The organism is Pseudomonas sp. AN3A02 (assembly GCF_011765255.1).
In the GTDB taxonomy this organism is placed as follows: Bacteria; Pseudomonadota; Gammaproteobacteria; order Pseudomonadales; family Pseudomonadaceae; genus Aquipseudomonas.
Genome location: NZ_JAARNI010000009.1, coordinates 119,163 through 131,319, shown reverse-complemented (window position 1 = coordinate 131,319; position 12,157 = coordinate 119,163). Strand labels below are relative to the sequence as shown.

The window sequence follows — 12,157 nt, the reverse complement described above, 5'->3', positions numbered from 1 at the left end:
TCTACTGCTTCAGAAGTGGTGTAAAAAAGGCTAAAACCAGTTCGTGATGAGGCATGGACGTGTCACACAACCTTGATGCCCCGATAGCGCATGCCTACCGGGGCCACGTAATGTTTCTCAAGTTCGACTGGCGACGCCCGAACGACGACGCCCCGGTCGCGGCCAAGATCATCGAGCCCGCTCCAATCGACGGCATGGGCGAAGTTGCCGCTGAACTGGAAGGGCCATGGCCTGATTATCCAGCGGCACTGGACGAAGCTATGGCCGCTGCTGAGCGCTGGATCGACAGCCAACTGCCCTAAGCCCGCTTACCGGCAGGCATGTAGGGGGATTGGGGTCAGGAGGCGATCTTGATGCCGGCGGCGTCGACGGCTTCAAAGCACGCGTTGCGCATTTGGATCTTGGCGTGGTGGGCATCCAGCCAGCTGTCGTCGATTGCGTCTTCGGGCGGTTCCGGCGAAGGGCCGACCGTTGGAAGGTCCACCAACAAGGTTTGGCGAGAAGTCCGCCACCCCCACCATGCCGATGCGACGAGAGGGAAGATGTACTCGCCGTCCACCTGCCTGGAGAAAGCGGCATCCTGAAACGCCTCCTCGCCGTTTCGCCGCCGAACCTCAGCCGCATATGCCGCTTCAAAATCTTCTCGCGATATTTCAGTCATGGCTTAGGCCCTCGGTAGATGAAGACGTAGGCGAACCAGAGGGTGGCGATCATGGCGTCACCCGCTTGAACTCGACCACCCAGACCCACGGGTTGGAGTCCCAGTCGCCACCGGTGGCGTTCCACAGGTTGGCGAACGCCCAGCGCGGACTCCCGAGGCATTCCTCATGGCTGGTGGTTTTGTCCCAGGCCCAGCCGGTGCGCTGCTGGTGGCCGACCACCGCCGGATAGATGCCTATGTCTTTCCAGCCGGTGCCCCCATGGGCGCACTGCTGGCCGTAGTCGGTGAAGAAGCAACCCTCGGCCTGGGCCTGTTCTTCGCTGATGTCCTGCAACCGCTCGACGCGCACGTCGGTGATCTCCAGCAGGATGCGGCAGGCCCAGCGAGGCATGTGGATGCTGGGCTTCCAGGTTGGCTGCTCCTGCTCGTACGGGGCCAGGCCGTCGGCGGCGTAGACCAGTGTCCCGTCGTCGATTGCTTCACCGATGTCCAGGTCATCCGGCTTGAGGTAGGGCCCGCGCATGACTTCGAAGTGATCGCAGTACCAGGTCTCGCGCACCCACAGCCGGTCGCCGGGCCTGCCGTAGGGGCAAAGATCAGAATTGCCAGGCAGTGTCAGAAACGCGGGCTCAAATCCAGAGGCCAGGCAATCCAGCGCCGCCTTTTTCTTCACCTCTCGCCGCGTGACCGTCTTCCGGCCTTCCAGGATGGCGCGCACCATCGGCGCCGAGAACAGGATGGGGCGTTCTTTGGTCTGGCTCACGGCGTAACCTCCCGGCGCGCCCACTGAACATAGGAGCCGTCATCCGTATCGAAGATCCCCATCAGGAACCACTCAGGGCCCGGCGATTCGGGATTCCAGGCGGTGCAGGCGGCATCCTCGTCAGGTAGATCCTCAAGCTCGTCGCCAGAGTGCCAGCCTTTCAGTTCCAGTCCCTGTTCCTTGACCCAGGCAATGTAGGGCGCCGGGTCTTCGCCTTCGCCAAAGCTCGGAATATTCGGGTGATACCACCAGCCGCCTGCATCGCGCTTCACCTCGACCGGACCGAACGGCTTGCTGCCGCTGTGCGCCTCACAGGGAGTGATAAAAAGCACGTCGGAGTACTGACCATCGCCAGAGCTGAATTCCATCTTGCAGCCGCACTTGGCGGGCTCGCTGTTGACGAACGTAATCTTTTGTTCGGGCATGACTTCGTCCTTGCCGCTATAGCGGCTGACTTTGAAGGGGGGATGGGGAGGGGTGGAACGAAAGACTGAGGCGCTAATTCCAGCGAACGTCGAGTTCTGAAATTTGTTGCTGCAGCTGCTCTATGAGTTCAAACCAAGAATCGAAAGCATTTGATTCGTTCTGGACTAGAAACAGGTAATAACCTCCGGTTTCACCTGCGCGGTCATCCTGAATTTCTATCGTCCAACCGGCGTATTCGCCAGTCAAAACTGTTCCAGTACGAATGATCTGCATGTGTTGGTCGGAATCCAGTGAATTTCTGAAATGACAGCTGTACTTTTTACATCAGCTTGGAAAATGTTGGTACTGCGGCATTTTCCCTCGTTACCAGATCATGGGCATTCACAACCGTCATGCCGAGGCGTTCGGCGATCAGGACTTCCAGCTTCGCGCCTTGCGACTTCTCCCAATCGGGCAACAAGGCGACCATTCCGCACAGGCCCAGGCGGGTCAGGTCATAGGCCATGTAGTCGGCCCACTGCGCACCCGCGACGATGCCGTGGTCTGCTGGGTTCTCGACTTCGTAGCCCTGGGCTCGCAGCTTGTCGGCCACAGCGTTGAAGGCGGGGTAGTTGAAGTCGGCGATGCCGGTCATCGGCCCGGCGACGTACACGCGGTTGGCGCGGGCTGCCTGGAGGGAGACGCCCGGTGGTGGGTCATTGCTCAGCACATACCGCGCCGGGTCCGACCCGCACTCGCAAGTGCTAAAGACATCATGGGCAGCCCAAGTTCGCCCATCAGGAGAGGCCTCAAAGCAGGGCGGTGCAAGATAGATCACAGGCGGATTTTTTACTGTAGGCATGGGGAGTCCTTGCCGGGCCATGCCCGGTTGGTGGAGTGGTGGTTTGCTGCGCCGTAGGGCAAAGTGCCGCTATTGTTTGGGAGCGAGCGTTTATGAACTGGAAAAAATTGATCGAGCCAAGCGTTTGGGTGATTTGGGGTTTAATCGTTGGCGGGGCGGGGCTGTGGGTAATCGTGGGCTCTATTGGTTATTTCGGGAAAGAAGGTTGGCTTCCGAATGACACCGCAGGGTGGGTTCAGGCGATAGGAGCCATTGTAGCTATCGGTATCGCAATCTGGATTCCTTATCGACAGCGTAATCAAGAGGCGCAAGAGCGTGCTAATGCCCGGACAGAAAGTGAGATATCCAGGTCTGAGCAGCTTCTTGCCTTATGCAAAGAACTAAGCAATGTCGTGGGTATACTACCTGATGAGTTTCTTATGGCTGACTATCATTTAACTAACGAAATGAGTCGGACCATTTTTGCCGACCTTATTGAACGGCTCAACTATTGGCAGAGAGATGAAACAAATTCAGATCGTCTAAATCTCTCATTAGAGCTTCGGATAAAGCTCTATGATTGGTTAAAATTTTTTAGTGATGAAGCAGATCATGAAGGACTTCGTCTTTACAATAAGACCGAAAGAGAATTGCCTCGCATAGAGTTGCTTCAAACAAAAATTGCAAATGTTGGGCGATCGCTCCGTGGTGAGCCGATTGTAGAGTTGGCAATATCGATACCCTCGGAGGAAGATCTCCCATTTTAGGGTTAAGCAGTGACCATGAGTGCTTCGATGATCCGTTGTCCAGCCAGCGGCGGTACCGCATTGCCAGTCATGTGCATGGTAAGACGGTGATTGTCCGGGCGCAGTGTGTCCCTCGGGAAGGATTGCGCGGCCATGGCCTCATCGGCAGTGATCATGCGCATCCGGTCACCGTCGACCACGGCCCATCGGTCCAGAGTGGTGATGGTGCCGATCGGGCGGTCCAGGCTCCGGCCGGTGAGGCCCGACCCTGAGCCGTAATAGGGCATCACGAACCGCTCGCCGAACCGTTCCCGTCCATTCTTCACGCGGGTCAGCGTGGATTCAGCACGACCTGGCCTGATGATCGGCGACCACTTGCCGACGTTGAAGTCGATAATCTCGCTTGCCGGCACATGCTGGTGTTGATGGAGCTGCAGGTGTAGCGGTGCCTTGCTGCGTGAGCAGACCATGAACAGCCGCACTCGGTGCTGAGGAACCCCGAGGTCGGCGCAGTCCACGATGTGCGGAGCCAGCGAGTAACCCAGGCGCTGCATCGCATCTGCCCAGGCGGGGTAGAGAATCCAGTCCATGAACTCCGGTACGTTCTCGATGATGGCGAAGTCTGGTCGGTTGACCTCAGCGTTCGCCACCGGTGCCCAGGCCGTTGAGCGCGAGTTGTCGTGCTGTGGGTTGCCTGACGCCTTGCCGCGCGCCTTGGTGTGGCCCTGGCAGCAGGGAGAGGCCAGCATCACGTCATGCTTTGGCACCTGCGACCAATCAGCCTGGTGCAGGTCTTGGCACACATGCTGCGTTTCCGGGTTGTTCTTGGTGTGCCACTCCACGGCGGATGGCCAGTGGTTGGCGGCCCAAAGGACATTGAGCCCGGCATCCTTCCCGCTGCGGGTAAATCCGCCGAAGCCGGAAAACAAGTCAATTGCTGTGAGCATAGGTAGTCCTTGCCGGGCCATGCCCGGGCGGTGGTTGGGGAATTACTCGGGACTGATGATATGATCGGTGTAGGGATAGGGAGTCGATCAATGGGATACAGGGCGGCGTTTTACTGTGCAGTGGGATTTCTGATACTAGCTTTAGCGATAGCCATGAATCTGGATTTATGGGGCAGTAAGTCTTTCTGGGATGAGGCTAATAAATATGGCCTTTTCTTTACGATATTCGGGACTTTGTTCGCCGTAGGGACTTTTCTATATGTAGGTATGTATGGCGAGAAGCTGAAACGCCGGTATAGAATTCCTGAAACGCATAAAGAGTTACAGGATTTGCTCATTGAAGTCCGACTAGCTTTAAAAGACTGGAAAGGGCGTGAAAATGATATCGTTGACCTTCTATATAGAATAAACGGACATCTTGAGAACGTTAGCCAAAAGCTAGATGGTCCTGAAAAGGCGCTAGCGAAAAAGCTATCTGCGTCTATTTCTAGAGAATGGCCTGTATATATCTTCAGGCGAAAGCTAACGGAAGGCGTGAGTTGGGATATTCAGAGAAATCTACAAAAGTTTGTTACGCAGCTTGGTGCCAAGCATCAGGATAATGAGGTGGAAAGATTATGAGCGACGCCAGATTTTCAAATATGGTCACCAGGCTGATTGAAGAAACAGCGCGTGGACGTATGATATGGCAGCTAAATGAAGCGCCTGTAAGTATTTCCGACGGGACAGAAGATAAGGTCGGTCTTTACTTTGAGGGGCGTTTTAAGGAAACAAGGTTTTCTATATATGAAGTGCGTTACAAGCACTTCACTGACGAAGAAGCATACTATTGGAGTTCCACGGTTGTATTAGCTATTGTTGATTATGATGATAGGGTGTTGTGGACCCAGAACAACTATCGGGAAATTAATGAGCTATATGATGATGTTCGTAGAAAAGCCAGCGGGGTTGATAGGCTTCTCGACTATTTTCGATAGAGTTGATCAGTCACCGCAGAAACAGGAAATGGCCTCGTCGTGGTCGGCGAACATATCGAATTGAGTGTCGGAGTAGTTGAGCATCTGTTGATAGCTGGGACGGTCGCTGCGGAAGCGGGCGCCGTCGCCGGTGAACTTCCCGCCGGAGACAACTGAGCTCTCCATGCGTGCCCACCAATCGCCCTTGCGGATCGGTTCATTGCGGTCGCTGGCGATGATTGAATAGACCTGCTTGGCACCTTTCAGGAAGCAAAGGTCGCAGTTGCCTTCCAGTGTCCTGCCGTTGATCGTCGGCAGCATCAGGTCGAATGGTTGCCCGGCCCAGAAGTCGGTCACGTCCTGTATGCCGACACCGGCATCGGCCAGCGGCATAACCATGGTGGCCCACTTGCTTTCGCTGGTGCTTTTTCGGTGCCGGATTTTCTCGACACGCCGCGGCTCATCCGCACGGATGCCTGTCATCATGTCCACCGGCGCTTCCTCGGTCGAAAGGCCCATGCTGCGCAGGTACTTGTGGATGATGCGGATCTTCAGGTCGATGGTGCAGAACCTGGTCACCGGATTGGGCAGGTACCTCCGTTTTCTGATCAGGGCTTCGAACGGCTCACCCTGGCGGCTGGCAGTGGCGTAGTCCACCACTGCAAAACCCGCTTCATCATCGCGAAACTCCAGCCAGACAATCGGTACATCCCAGCGCTCAGCGCATTCCCTAACGAACTCCAGAGTGGCCGGGTGTTCCTTCCCGGTATTGGCGAAGGTGACGACCAGATCGCTCAAGTCATCGTTGTTGTCCAGCACCTGGCGCAGCATGTAGGCGCTGGTGCGGCCGCCGGAAAAGCTGACGACCGTCGTCCCGGACAATTTGTAGGGAGACATAGGGGATCCTCGCCGGCTGGCGTGATTCGTTGATATGGGGTATTGGTGCGACTCGCTAAGGAGCCGGTATGGATACGAACAAGCTGCTCAAAATTCTGATTGCCACGAACTTGATAACGCTTATTTTGGCGGGGGTGTCTGCTTACTACGCCATGGATGCCCGGGACATTGCCGATGACGCGTACTCGGCAGCTGAATCCGCCAGTAGTCACGCGAGCAATGTCGAGGACATCCTCAACAGCCGGTGACTTGTTCAGGTGTTGGTGTTTTCATTGATATGGGGTATTACGGGTGACCGGCATGGAGCCGGAAGGAGCAGATAGATTTGAATTGGATGGATGGCCACTCAGGACTAGCATCGTGGGTTCAAGCAATTGGGTCGCTCGTTGCTTTGTTTGTCGCTATAGGAGTTGCATGGTGGCAAGGGCGCCAGTCGCGAAAGTTGTTTCTAGACCAGATTAACCATGAGGCGGAAGAGGCCAGACTTCAACGTATCTCGTCCCTGAGAGCTACAGCTGAGGTGGTTGAAATTGTCGCTAGGCGCGTGATTGGGGTGGCCAGGAAGATGCCAGATATTCTCATGGAAGGGAGCGCCCCCCGCCATAAGGACGCTCTTGAGGTAGCAGCGCTGTGGATTTCAAAGTTACCTATTTATGAGCTCCCTGGAGCTTTGGTTGCCAGGGACGTACAGAACATAGCGCTGTCTGCAAATCGAATACTTAAAGTTCTAGATGCGATTTCCATTGATGGGAATCTTTCAGAGAAGAGCTACAAATCTTTGTGTGGTCTTAGTGATGCCGCCGAAAAGACTTTAGAGGATATGTCTTTTTTTGTGGATGAATATAAGGGCGGGGTCGGCGTCATCAGAGCTGTGGATCTTTAAACCATGCTCAGTTTCAAATAACGAGCGATCGCTGGCTGAGCTTGTATGTTTCGAGTGGCCGGCCCTTAGCGCAATAGGTGAGGGCGGGTCAGGCCTTGATGCGCTCGCCAATCACCTTGGTGGTGAAGTTGACGGAGTACTCGGTTGTCAACTCAAACAGGCCGTTGCAGGTGTCGCATTCCATGTTCTTGTCGCCGTAGTCCTCGGTTTCAATGTGGATCACGGTGGCGCAGTGCGGGCATTTGCATTCGTCCAGGTTGCGATAATCCCACTCGTCATAGTCGGTCTCGGCGACCTTGGCCAGCGCTGCGGCTTTCGCAACGGCGTCTTCTGCGTCCTGGCAAGGTTTGCAGGTGAAGCCGTCAGGATGGCCCCATGGTGTTTCCGTGAGCTTAGAGCGGTGAGTGCTGCACAGGCGGCAAACGTCGTGCATGTCGCAGACGCTGTAGCTGTAACGCTCGCCGCTGCCGGTGCATTTGGCACAGCCAGACACCCAATACCAAGCACCATCGATGCGCTCTGCATACAACCCTTTCTCGGGGGCGGTGAGTTCTACATAAGGCAGGCCATTACGATGCGGCTTTCCGTGCCAGCCGTCATTCCAGATGCACTTCGAACCGCTGCGCGTGCGCTCGGTCCACTCGCCGGGAATTTCCGGGATCAGAATCTTGGTGTCCTTGCTCATGGATTATCTCCAGTCAGGCGCCGCCCTCCGTGATATCGGATGGAGGCGGAATGATTGATGGCGTTACTGGGCGGGGAAATTTACAATTTCTGTTTTATCATGGAGATGAATAGATGTTCCCCAAGTACGTGCGCCCGGTTGGCTATGGTTTGGTGGTAGTAGGGACGATCTCACTACTATTTTCGGCTTTCGAGTTGTTTGCTGGAAGAGATTCTCTGTTCGCCGTGGCTAAATCAGCAGTGTTTGTTCTGTTTGGTGTTTGGATTATCAAGAGCGCAGCGAAGGTCTAGCTACATCCCAAAGTGGCAATTTCACCCAGCCGTGCCCGTCCGTTACCGGATGCTGCGAGTAGGATGGGATTTTGGAAAAGGATAAGGTCTCGATCCACACCTTGGATTTGAGCCTATAAGGAGCACTGATGCGACACGAGATTTTTTGGCGCTTTGTAGCAATGATTTTGTTCAGCTTCACGCTGACCGGGTGTATTCATTACGAACACAAAAGTGCAGAAGGAAAATCAAACTCCGAAATCGCTACGATTCAGCAGTTCGATAAATCTTTGACAATATTTAAGATTGACGACGATCAAACCCTTTATTGGTTGAGCCGCCAAAGCGAATACCGACTGGGTGCAGGCAGGCATAAGATTCAAGTTCGTAAATTCATTACCGCGGAACAACAAACTGCTCCGATCGAAATGACTATTGATCTCGTGGGCGGCCGTACTTATGGTCTCTACGGGATATCTTCGCTGTCATGGTGGAGATATGAGGTTCGTGACATGGAGACTGGGCAGCCGGCAGATGTTGCGGATCCTGTTGCCAACGAAACGCCTTCGACATCAGTTAAATAGATGGGTCGATAATCTCGTCGCCCGGGTCTTTCTGGATGGCGAGAAGGCTTTTGTTTCTGAATTCCCGCGCCACGTTTTCCGATATCTCGATTTCGTGGCGCGGCGGATTCAGTAGTGGCTGGCACTTCGCGGCGCCCATCGCATGCAGGTGGTGGATCATCAGCGTCATCACCTCGCCCTGCTCAGTAATGCCTGACCACTCCATCAATTCGGCCAGCGCCTGTCGGGTGCCAGGGCGAACCCTGAGCCTCAACTCCTCTTCGGCAAGTGCCACGCGCTTCCTGGCAGTTTTGGCCGATCGTTCCTGCACAGTCTTGGCCATGGCCTACCTCTTCTATTCCGCTGGCCGGCAGTGCGAGCCAGGTTTGGCGTTTTCGTTGTTGGATGCGGACTATGCGGCGCATCGAGTGGCCCTCCGGACCAGCTTTGGATAGTCGATCCCGTGCGCCGCGATGATCCGCTCGAAGGCCTTGTTGCCGATCGCCAGCTTCCCGCAGCACTGCCGGCGGGAAATTCCCAGTTCCTTGAAGGCCTTGATGCGCTCGGCGAACTTCGCGTCGCGCTCCTTATCGACCGCGTTGTGCACCAAGTTCCGGGCGCCGCCTCTCGTTGGCGCCTTGAACGTGATGTCGTACCGGCCGGCGTAGTTGTAGATGAGGCGACGGCTGACACCGAGTGCAGCAGCTACTTCGGTTTGGGTGTGAGTGACTCCAAGCTGGCGTATCTGCTCAATCAGCCTGAGGCGCTCCTGGGTGCGGATATCGTCCTTATCGAGGGGCAGGGGAGACGCTTCAACCCGCCGGCGAACAAACGGCTTCGGCGCCGGCGGTTCCTGGGGTACATATACGACGGGCTTCGGTGGCGGTGGAGGCTCGATCTCTTCGATCTCGCCGCCGGCCGCTACAAACTCAGCGACATGGGCCGCTAGTTCATCCGAGGCCGGGCGCAGTTCCTCGATCATACTGAGGTGGTTGCTGATCATGATGGCCTCACTTGATCCGTATCGAACTGTCGCCGCGCTCCAGATGAGCCCAGGTTGGTTCGGGTAGAAGTTCGTGTTCGGCGTCTTCACCAGCGGCCATCCGCTTGCGCACCGCCTCGTTGTGATCGCGGATTTCCTTGAGCTTGGAGGCGATGGCTTTTTTGTCTGGGGTGATGCTTGATTTCACGGAGGTCAACTCATCCGGCACCGCATCCTCGTTATCAACGATCACCCGCTCACTGCCCATGGCCAATGTGATGGTGAACAAGGGTCGTTTGATCGATTTGATGTTGGCGGCTTCCATGTTGCGGCGCAGGTAGTCGCTGATCTGCGACACGCTGTTGGACTTGATCCGCTTGAGTTCGGCCAAACGCTCGATTTCGTTGTCGATTGCCGTCACGTCGCTCTCGATATTGCGGCGCAGCATGACGATGTTGTCGGCCTTGATGTTGAAGTCGCCTTGAACCTCGTCCATGGCGTGCTGCAATGCCTCTTTTAAGCCTTCATCATCGGTGTCGGCCATGGCCTGGAGTTCGGCGAGCTTCCCGGTGAGTGCGTAGAGTTGAGTCATGCTGCGGCCTCCGTGCCTTTTTCAAGCACAGCTTTGCGCTCCTCGAATGCTCGAGTGATTCGCGCGATAAAGGTGGGTTCGTTGCGGCGAGTTGCCTCGCGGATGTACTTCACGTTCAGAAGCTTGAGTTCGTGAGTCGTGACGGCCTTGCCGATGGTTTCGACCGCTGAGGCAAGCCAGTCGACACGCTCTTGTTTTTGGCGAAGCATCTCGGCGTCCTTGTCCTCGGCTTTTTCAAGCTTGAACTCTTCGGTGATGGTGTCGACGTAGGTCGGATCGTCGAACATGCCCATGTAGATATCGGCGGCGAACCCCAGGGGCTGCAGGCATTTACCGATGGCGTCCGTCAGCGATTTTTTCGCCGCGTCCCAGTCGGTAAGAATCTTTCCCTGCTGCAGGTAGATAAATGGCGTATGGCCGTAGTGCTGAACCGTGCATTTTTGCCCGGCGTTGCCCAGGTACCAAAGTTCGATTTTTACGGTGTGCAGCTTCGCGCAGATCATTGGAGCTTCTGGCCACTCTTTTGTGGGCGCCTGAAGCGGTGCACCTTCGTCAAATCGATCCTCAAGGACATTCCAGCCCCAACCCTCACCACATGGTCCGAAAATTTCTGTTGCCTTGCGCATGAGGTAGGTTGGCCTGATCGCAGTGCCCTTAAAGCCACCTGCGCCAGTGTATTTTTTAGTAGCGTCAGGGTCGGTTGTGTTGACCTGGTCCCAAATTCTCGTGTTCTCGGACATTACTTATTCCTCCAGCCGTCAGCACGCTTGACCAGTTCCTTGAAGGAAGCCGCGGGCAGCCTGCTCATGTATTTTTTGTTGTCGCGGTACCATTCTTCCAGGGCAGCTTTGGGCGTCTGGATGGCCACGACGTGGGCGACCTGCTGTTTGTATGAGGTCGAGTTGGCCACTTGCGAGTGGAATGTCCGGCTCACCACTACGGTGTTGGTCATTCCCTGCTTGACCAGGGTGTTCAGCTCTTCCTGGGATTGAACGGCAATGGCGCCCGGGTGTTTCTGCTGGAACAACCTGTAGCAGGCCTCTCTCACCAGTTCGGTGCTGCCGTACTCGACGTATTCAACGTCGGGAATTCCTGCCTCGATCTTCTCCGCCACCTCATCCAGGCGCCCGGTGTCGATCCAGGCGTTTTTGGATACCTGTTTCAAGTCCCAACCGCTGACAGTCTGGCGGTCACGCTCAAGCTGCAGGTATTCGGGGAGGATGTCGTAGCCGTAGGTCAGGTCGGTGTCGCAAACAAACAGCGTGCCGACGTAAAGCTTTCCGGACCGGGAGGGCAGGATGTGGCCGTACTTGGTGCCGATCACGTCGCTCATTGCTGGCTGCATGCGCAGGCACATGCTGCGGATTTCCGCTTCGTCATCATCGGTGAGGCCGGAGACGACGAATTCAACACCCTGATTCTGCCGGTGCGCCGGCGTCTCGTTGATGCATAACACTTCGGCGTCGAACTGATCGCTGTGCCGGAACTCTGGTACCCATTGTTTGTTGCCGTTCAGCACCTTCACGTCGTAGCCATTCCGGGTCAGCACCAGCAGGGCGATTTTGTAGCCCTCGCCGAAGCTGCCGATGGCATCGGTGCGGTCAGACTTGGACGTGCTGCCCAGCACCAGGGTGCTGGCCTCCAGCCTTGCAAAGCGGCTGGTTATGAACAGCTGGCCGTCAGCGAAGGCGTATTCGAAAGGTGACTCACTATCCAGGGCGTTCTGCACCAGCTCCCGGATGGCCTCTTTCAGGCCCCAGTGGCGGACGTAATCGCGGGACAGGGGAAGTTCGTAGGATTTGGAACGGATGCGATCTGCAATAGCTGCGAGCATGACTATCTCCCGCGCCATCCTTGCGGGGCGCTGTGAGGTGTTGGTTATTGAGTGATTCGATCAGCGAGGGCGCTGAGTAACATCAGGAAGGTGAAGAGGGAGAGGACTGGGAAAGAGCCGCGCCAGATGAGTA

At 55.9% G+C, this 12,157-nt stretch carries 20 protein-coding genes; 7 read left to right on the top strand and 13 right to left on the bottom strand.

What is annotated here, in order from left to right:
• Positions 1-110: 110 nt before the first annotated feature.
• On the top strand, positions 111-302 hold the full coding sequence (locus HBJ59_RS25300; protein ID WP_256670898.1) for a hypothetical protein: 192 nt from the start codon (positions 111-113) through the stop codon (positions 300-302).
• 35 nt (positions 303-337) lie between these two features.
• Here the strand turns inward: HBJ59_RS25300 and HBJ59_RS25295 are convergent, their stop codons facing one another.
• The 5 genes from HBJ59_RS25295 to HBJ59_RS25275 all read right to left on the bottom strand — a co-directional run bounded on the left by HBJ59_RS25295 (position 338) and on the right by HBJ59_RS25275 (position 2,559).
• The gene (locus HBJ59_RS25295; RefSeq protein ID WP_167665150.1) at positions 338-661 is read right to left on the bottom strand and encodes a hypothetical protein; all 324 of its coding nucleotides are present in this window, start codon (positions 659-661) and stop codon (positions 338-340) included.
• Positions 662-710: 49 nt separating this feature from the next.
• Positions 711-1,424 carry a hypothetical protein gene (locus HBJ59_RS25290; protein WP_167665149.1) on the bottom strand — a complete coding sequence of 238 codons (714 nt, stop codon included), beginning with the start codon at positions 1,422-1,424 and terminating at the stop codon, positions 711-713.
• Positions 1,421-1,849, bottom strand: coding sequence for a hypothetical protein (locus HBJ59_RS25285; RefSeq protein ID WP_256670897.1), 429 nt, complete (start codon positions 1,847-1,849; stop codon positions 1,421-1,423). Before HBJ59_RS25285 ends, HBJ59_RS25290 begins: the two co-directional genes overlap by 4 nt.
• 73 nt (positions 1,850-1,922) lie before the next feature.
• Complete coding sequence (locus tag HBJ59_RS25280; RefSeq protein ID WP_167665148.1) at positions 1,923-2,123, bottom strand: hypothetical protein; 201 nt, start codon at positions 2,121-2,123, stop codon at positions 1,923-1,925.
• A gap of 46 nt (positions 2,124-2,169) precedes the next feature.
• Positions 2,170-2,559: a DUF4406 domain-containing protein gene (locus HBJ59_RS25275; protein ID WP_372241504.1), complete on the bottom strand. Its 390-nt coding sequence runs from the start codon at positions 2,557-2,559 to the stop codon at positions 2,170-2,172.
• Positions 2,560-2,783: 224 nt separating this feature from the next.
• On the opposite strand from HBJ59_RS25275, the gene HBJ59_RS25270 reads away from it, so the two are divergent.
• Positions 2,784-3,437 (top strand): hypothetical protein, encoded by a 654-nt coding sequence (locus HBJ59_RS25270; protein WP_167665146.1) that lies wholly within the window; start codon positions 2,784-2,786, stop codon positions 3,435-3,437.
• A 2-nt stretch (positions 3,438-3,439) separates the two neighbouring features.
• Here the strand turns inward: HBJ59_RS25270 and HBJ59_RS25265 are convergent, their stop codons facing one another.
• On the bottom strand, positions 3,440-4,363 hold the full coding sequence (locus HBJ59_RS25265) for a DNA cytosine methyltransferase (RefSeq protein ID WP_167665145.1): 924 nt from the start codon (positions 4,361-4,363) through the stop codon (positions 3,440-3,442).
• A gap of 153 nt (positions 4,364-4,516) precedes the next feature.
• Here HBJ59_RS25265 and HBJ59_RS25260 point away from each other — a divergent pair, with 153 nt between their 5' ends.
• Together HBJ59_RS25260 and HBJ59_RS25255 are read left to right on the top strand one after the other, a co-directional pair.
• Positions 4,517-4,984 carry a hypothetical protein gene (locus HBJ59_RS25260; protein WP_167665144.1) on the top strand — a complete coding sequence of 156 codons (468 nt, stop codon included), beginning with the start codon at positions 4,517-4,519 and terminating at the stop codon, positions 4,982-4,984.
• Positions 4,981-5,340 (top strand): hypothetical protein, encoded by a 360-nt coding sequence (locus tag HBJ59_RS25255; RefSeq protein WP_167665143.1) that lies wholly within the window; start codon positions 4,981-4,983, stop codon positions 5,338-5,340. Before HBJ59_RS25260 ends, HBJ59_RS25255 begins: the two co-directional genes overlap by 4 nt.
• A 6-nt stretch (positions 5,341-5,346) precedes the next feature.
• Here HBJ59_RS25255 and HBJ59_RS25250 read toward each other — a convergent pair whose 3' ends face one another.
• Positions 5,347-6,216, bottom strand: coding sequence for a phosphoadenosine phosphosulfate reductase family protein (locus HBJ59_RS25250; RefSeq protein WP_167665142.1), 870 nt, complete (start codon positions 6,214-6,216; stop codon positions 5,347-5,349).
• Positions 6,217-6,284: 68 nt separating this feature from the next.
• Between HBJ59_RS25250 and HBJ59_RS25245 the strand changes: the two genes are divergently transcribed.
• Positions 6,285-6,464 (top strand): hypothetical protein, encoded by a 180-nt coding sequence (locus HBJ59_RS25245; protein ID WP_034120927.1) that lies wholly within the window; start codon positions 6,285-6,287, stop codon positions 6,462-6,464.
• A 77-nt stretch (positions 6,465-6,541) separates the two neighbouring features.
• The gene (locus tag HBJ59_RS25240; RefSeq protein ID WP_167665141.1) at positions 6,542-7,099 is read left to right on the top strand and encodes a hypothetical protein; all 558 of its coding nucleotides are present in this window, start codon (positions 6,542-6,544) and stop codon (positions 7,097-7,099) included.
• 88 nt (positions 7,100-7,187) lie between these two features.
• Here HBJ59_RS25240 and HBJ59_RS25235 read toward each other — a convergent pair whose 3' ends face one another.
• Positions 7,188-7,784 carry a hypothetical protein gene (locus HBJ59_RS25235; RefSeq protein WP_167665140.1) on the bottom strand — a complete coding sequence of 199 codons (597 nt, stop codon included), beginning with the start codon at positions 7,782-7,784 and terminating at the stop codon, positions 7,188-7,190.
• Between the two features lie 418 nt (positions 7,785-8,202).
• Here HBJ59_RS25235 and HBJ59_RS25230 point away from each other — a divergent pair, with 418 nt between their 5' ends.
• Positions 8,203-8,637 (top strand): hypothetical protein, encoded by a 435-nt coding sequence (locus HBJ59_RS25230; RefSeq protein WP_167665139.1) that lies wholly within the window; start codon positions 8,203-8,205, stop codon positions 8,635-8,637.
• On the opposite strand, the gene HBJ59_RS25225 is transcribed toward HBJ59_RS25230, so the two are convergent.
• From HBJ59_RS25225 to HBJ59_RS25205, 5 genes are all read right to left on the bottom strand, one after another.
• Positions 8,630-8,959, bottom strand: coding sequence for a hypothetical protein (locus tag HBJ59_RS25225; RefSeq protein WP_167665138.1), 330 nt, complete (start codon positions 8,957-8,959; stop codon positions 8,630-8,632). The genes HBJ59_RS25230 and HBJ59_RS25225 overlap by 8 nt on opposite strands.
• Before the next feature lie 69 nt (positions 8,960-9,028).
• Positions 9,029-9,619, bottom strand: a complete 591-nt coding sequence (locus HBJ59_RS25220) for a hypothetical protein (protein WP_167665031.1) — start codon at positions 9,617-9,619, stop codon at positions 9,029-9,031.
• Between the two features lie 7 nt (positions 9,620-9,626).
• On the bottom strand, positions 9,627-10,190 hold the full coding sequence (locus HBJ59_RS25215; RefSeq protein ID WP_167665137.1) for a siphovirus Gp157 family protein: 564 nt from the start codon (positions 10,188-10,190) through the stop codon (positions 9,627-9,629).
• Positions 10,187-10,930, bottom strand: coding sequence for a hypothetical protein (locus HBJ59_RS25210; RefSeq protein WP_167665136.1), 744 nt, complete (start codon positions 10,928-10,930; stop codon positions 10,187-10,189). The genes HBJ59_RS25215 and HBJ59_RS25210 overlap by 4 nt, the downstream gene beginning before the upstream one ends.
• Positions 10,930-12,024, bottom strand: a complete 1,095-nt coding sequence (locus HBJ59_RS25205) for a hypothetical protein (RefSeq protein ID WP_167665135.1) — start codon at positions 12,022-12,024, stop codon at positions 10,930-10,932. Before HBJ59_RS25205 ends, HBJ59_RS25210 begins: the two co-directional genes overlap by 1 nt.
• Positions 12,025-12,157: the final 133 nt, after the last annotated feature.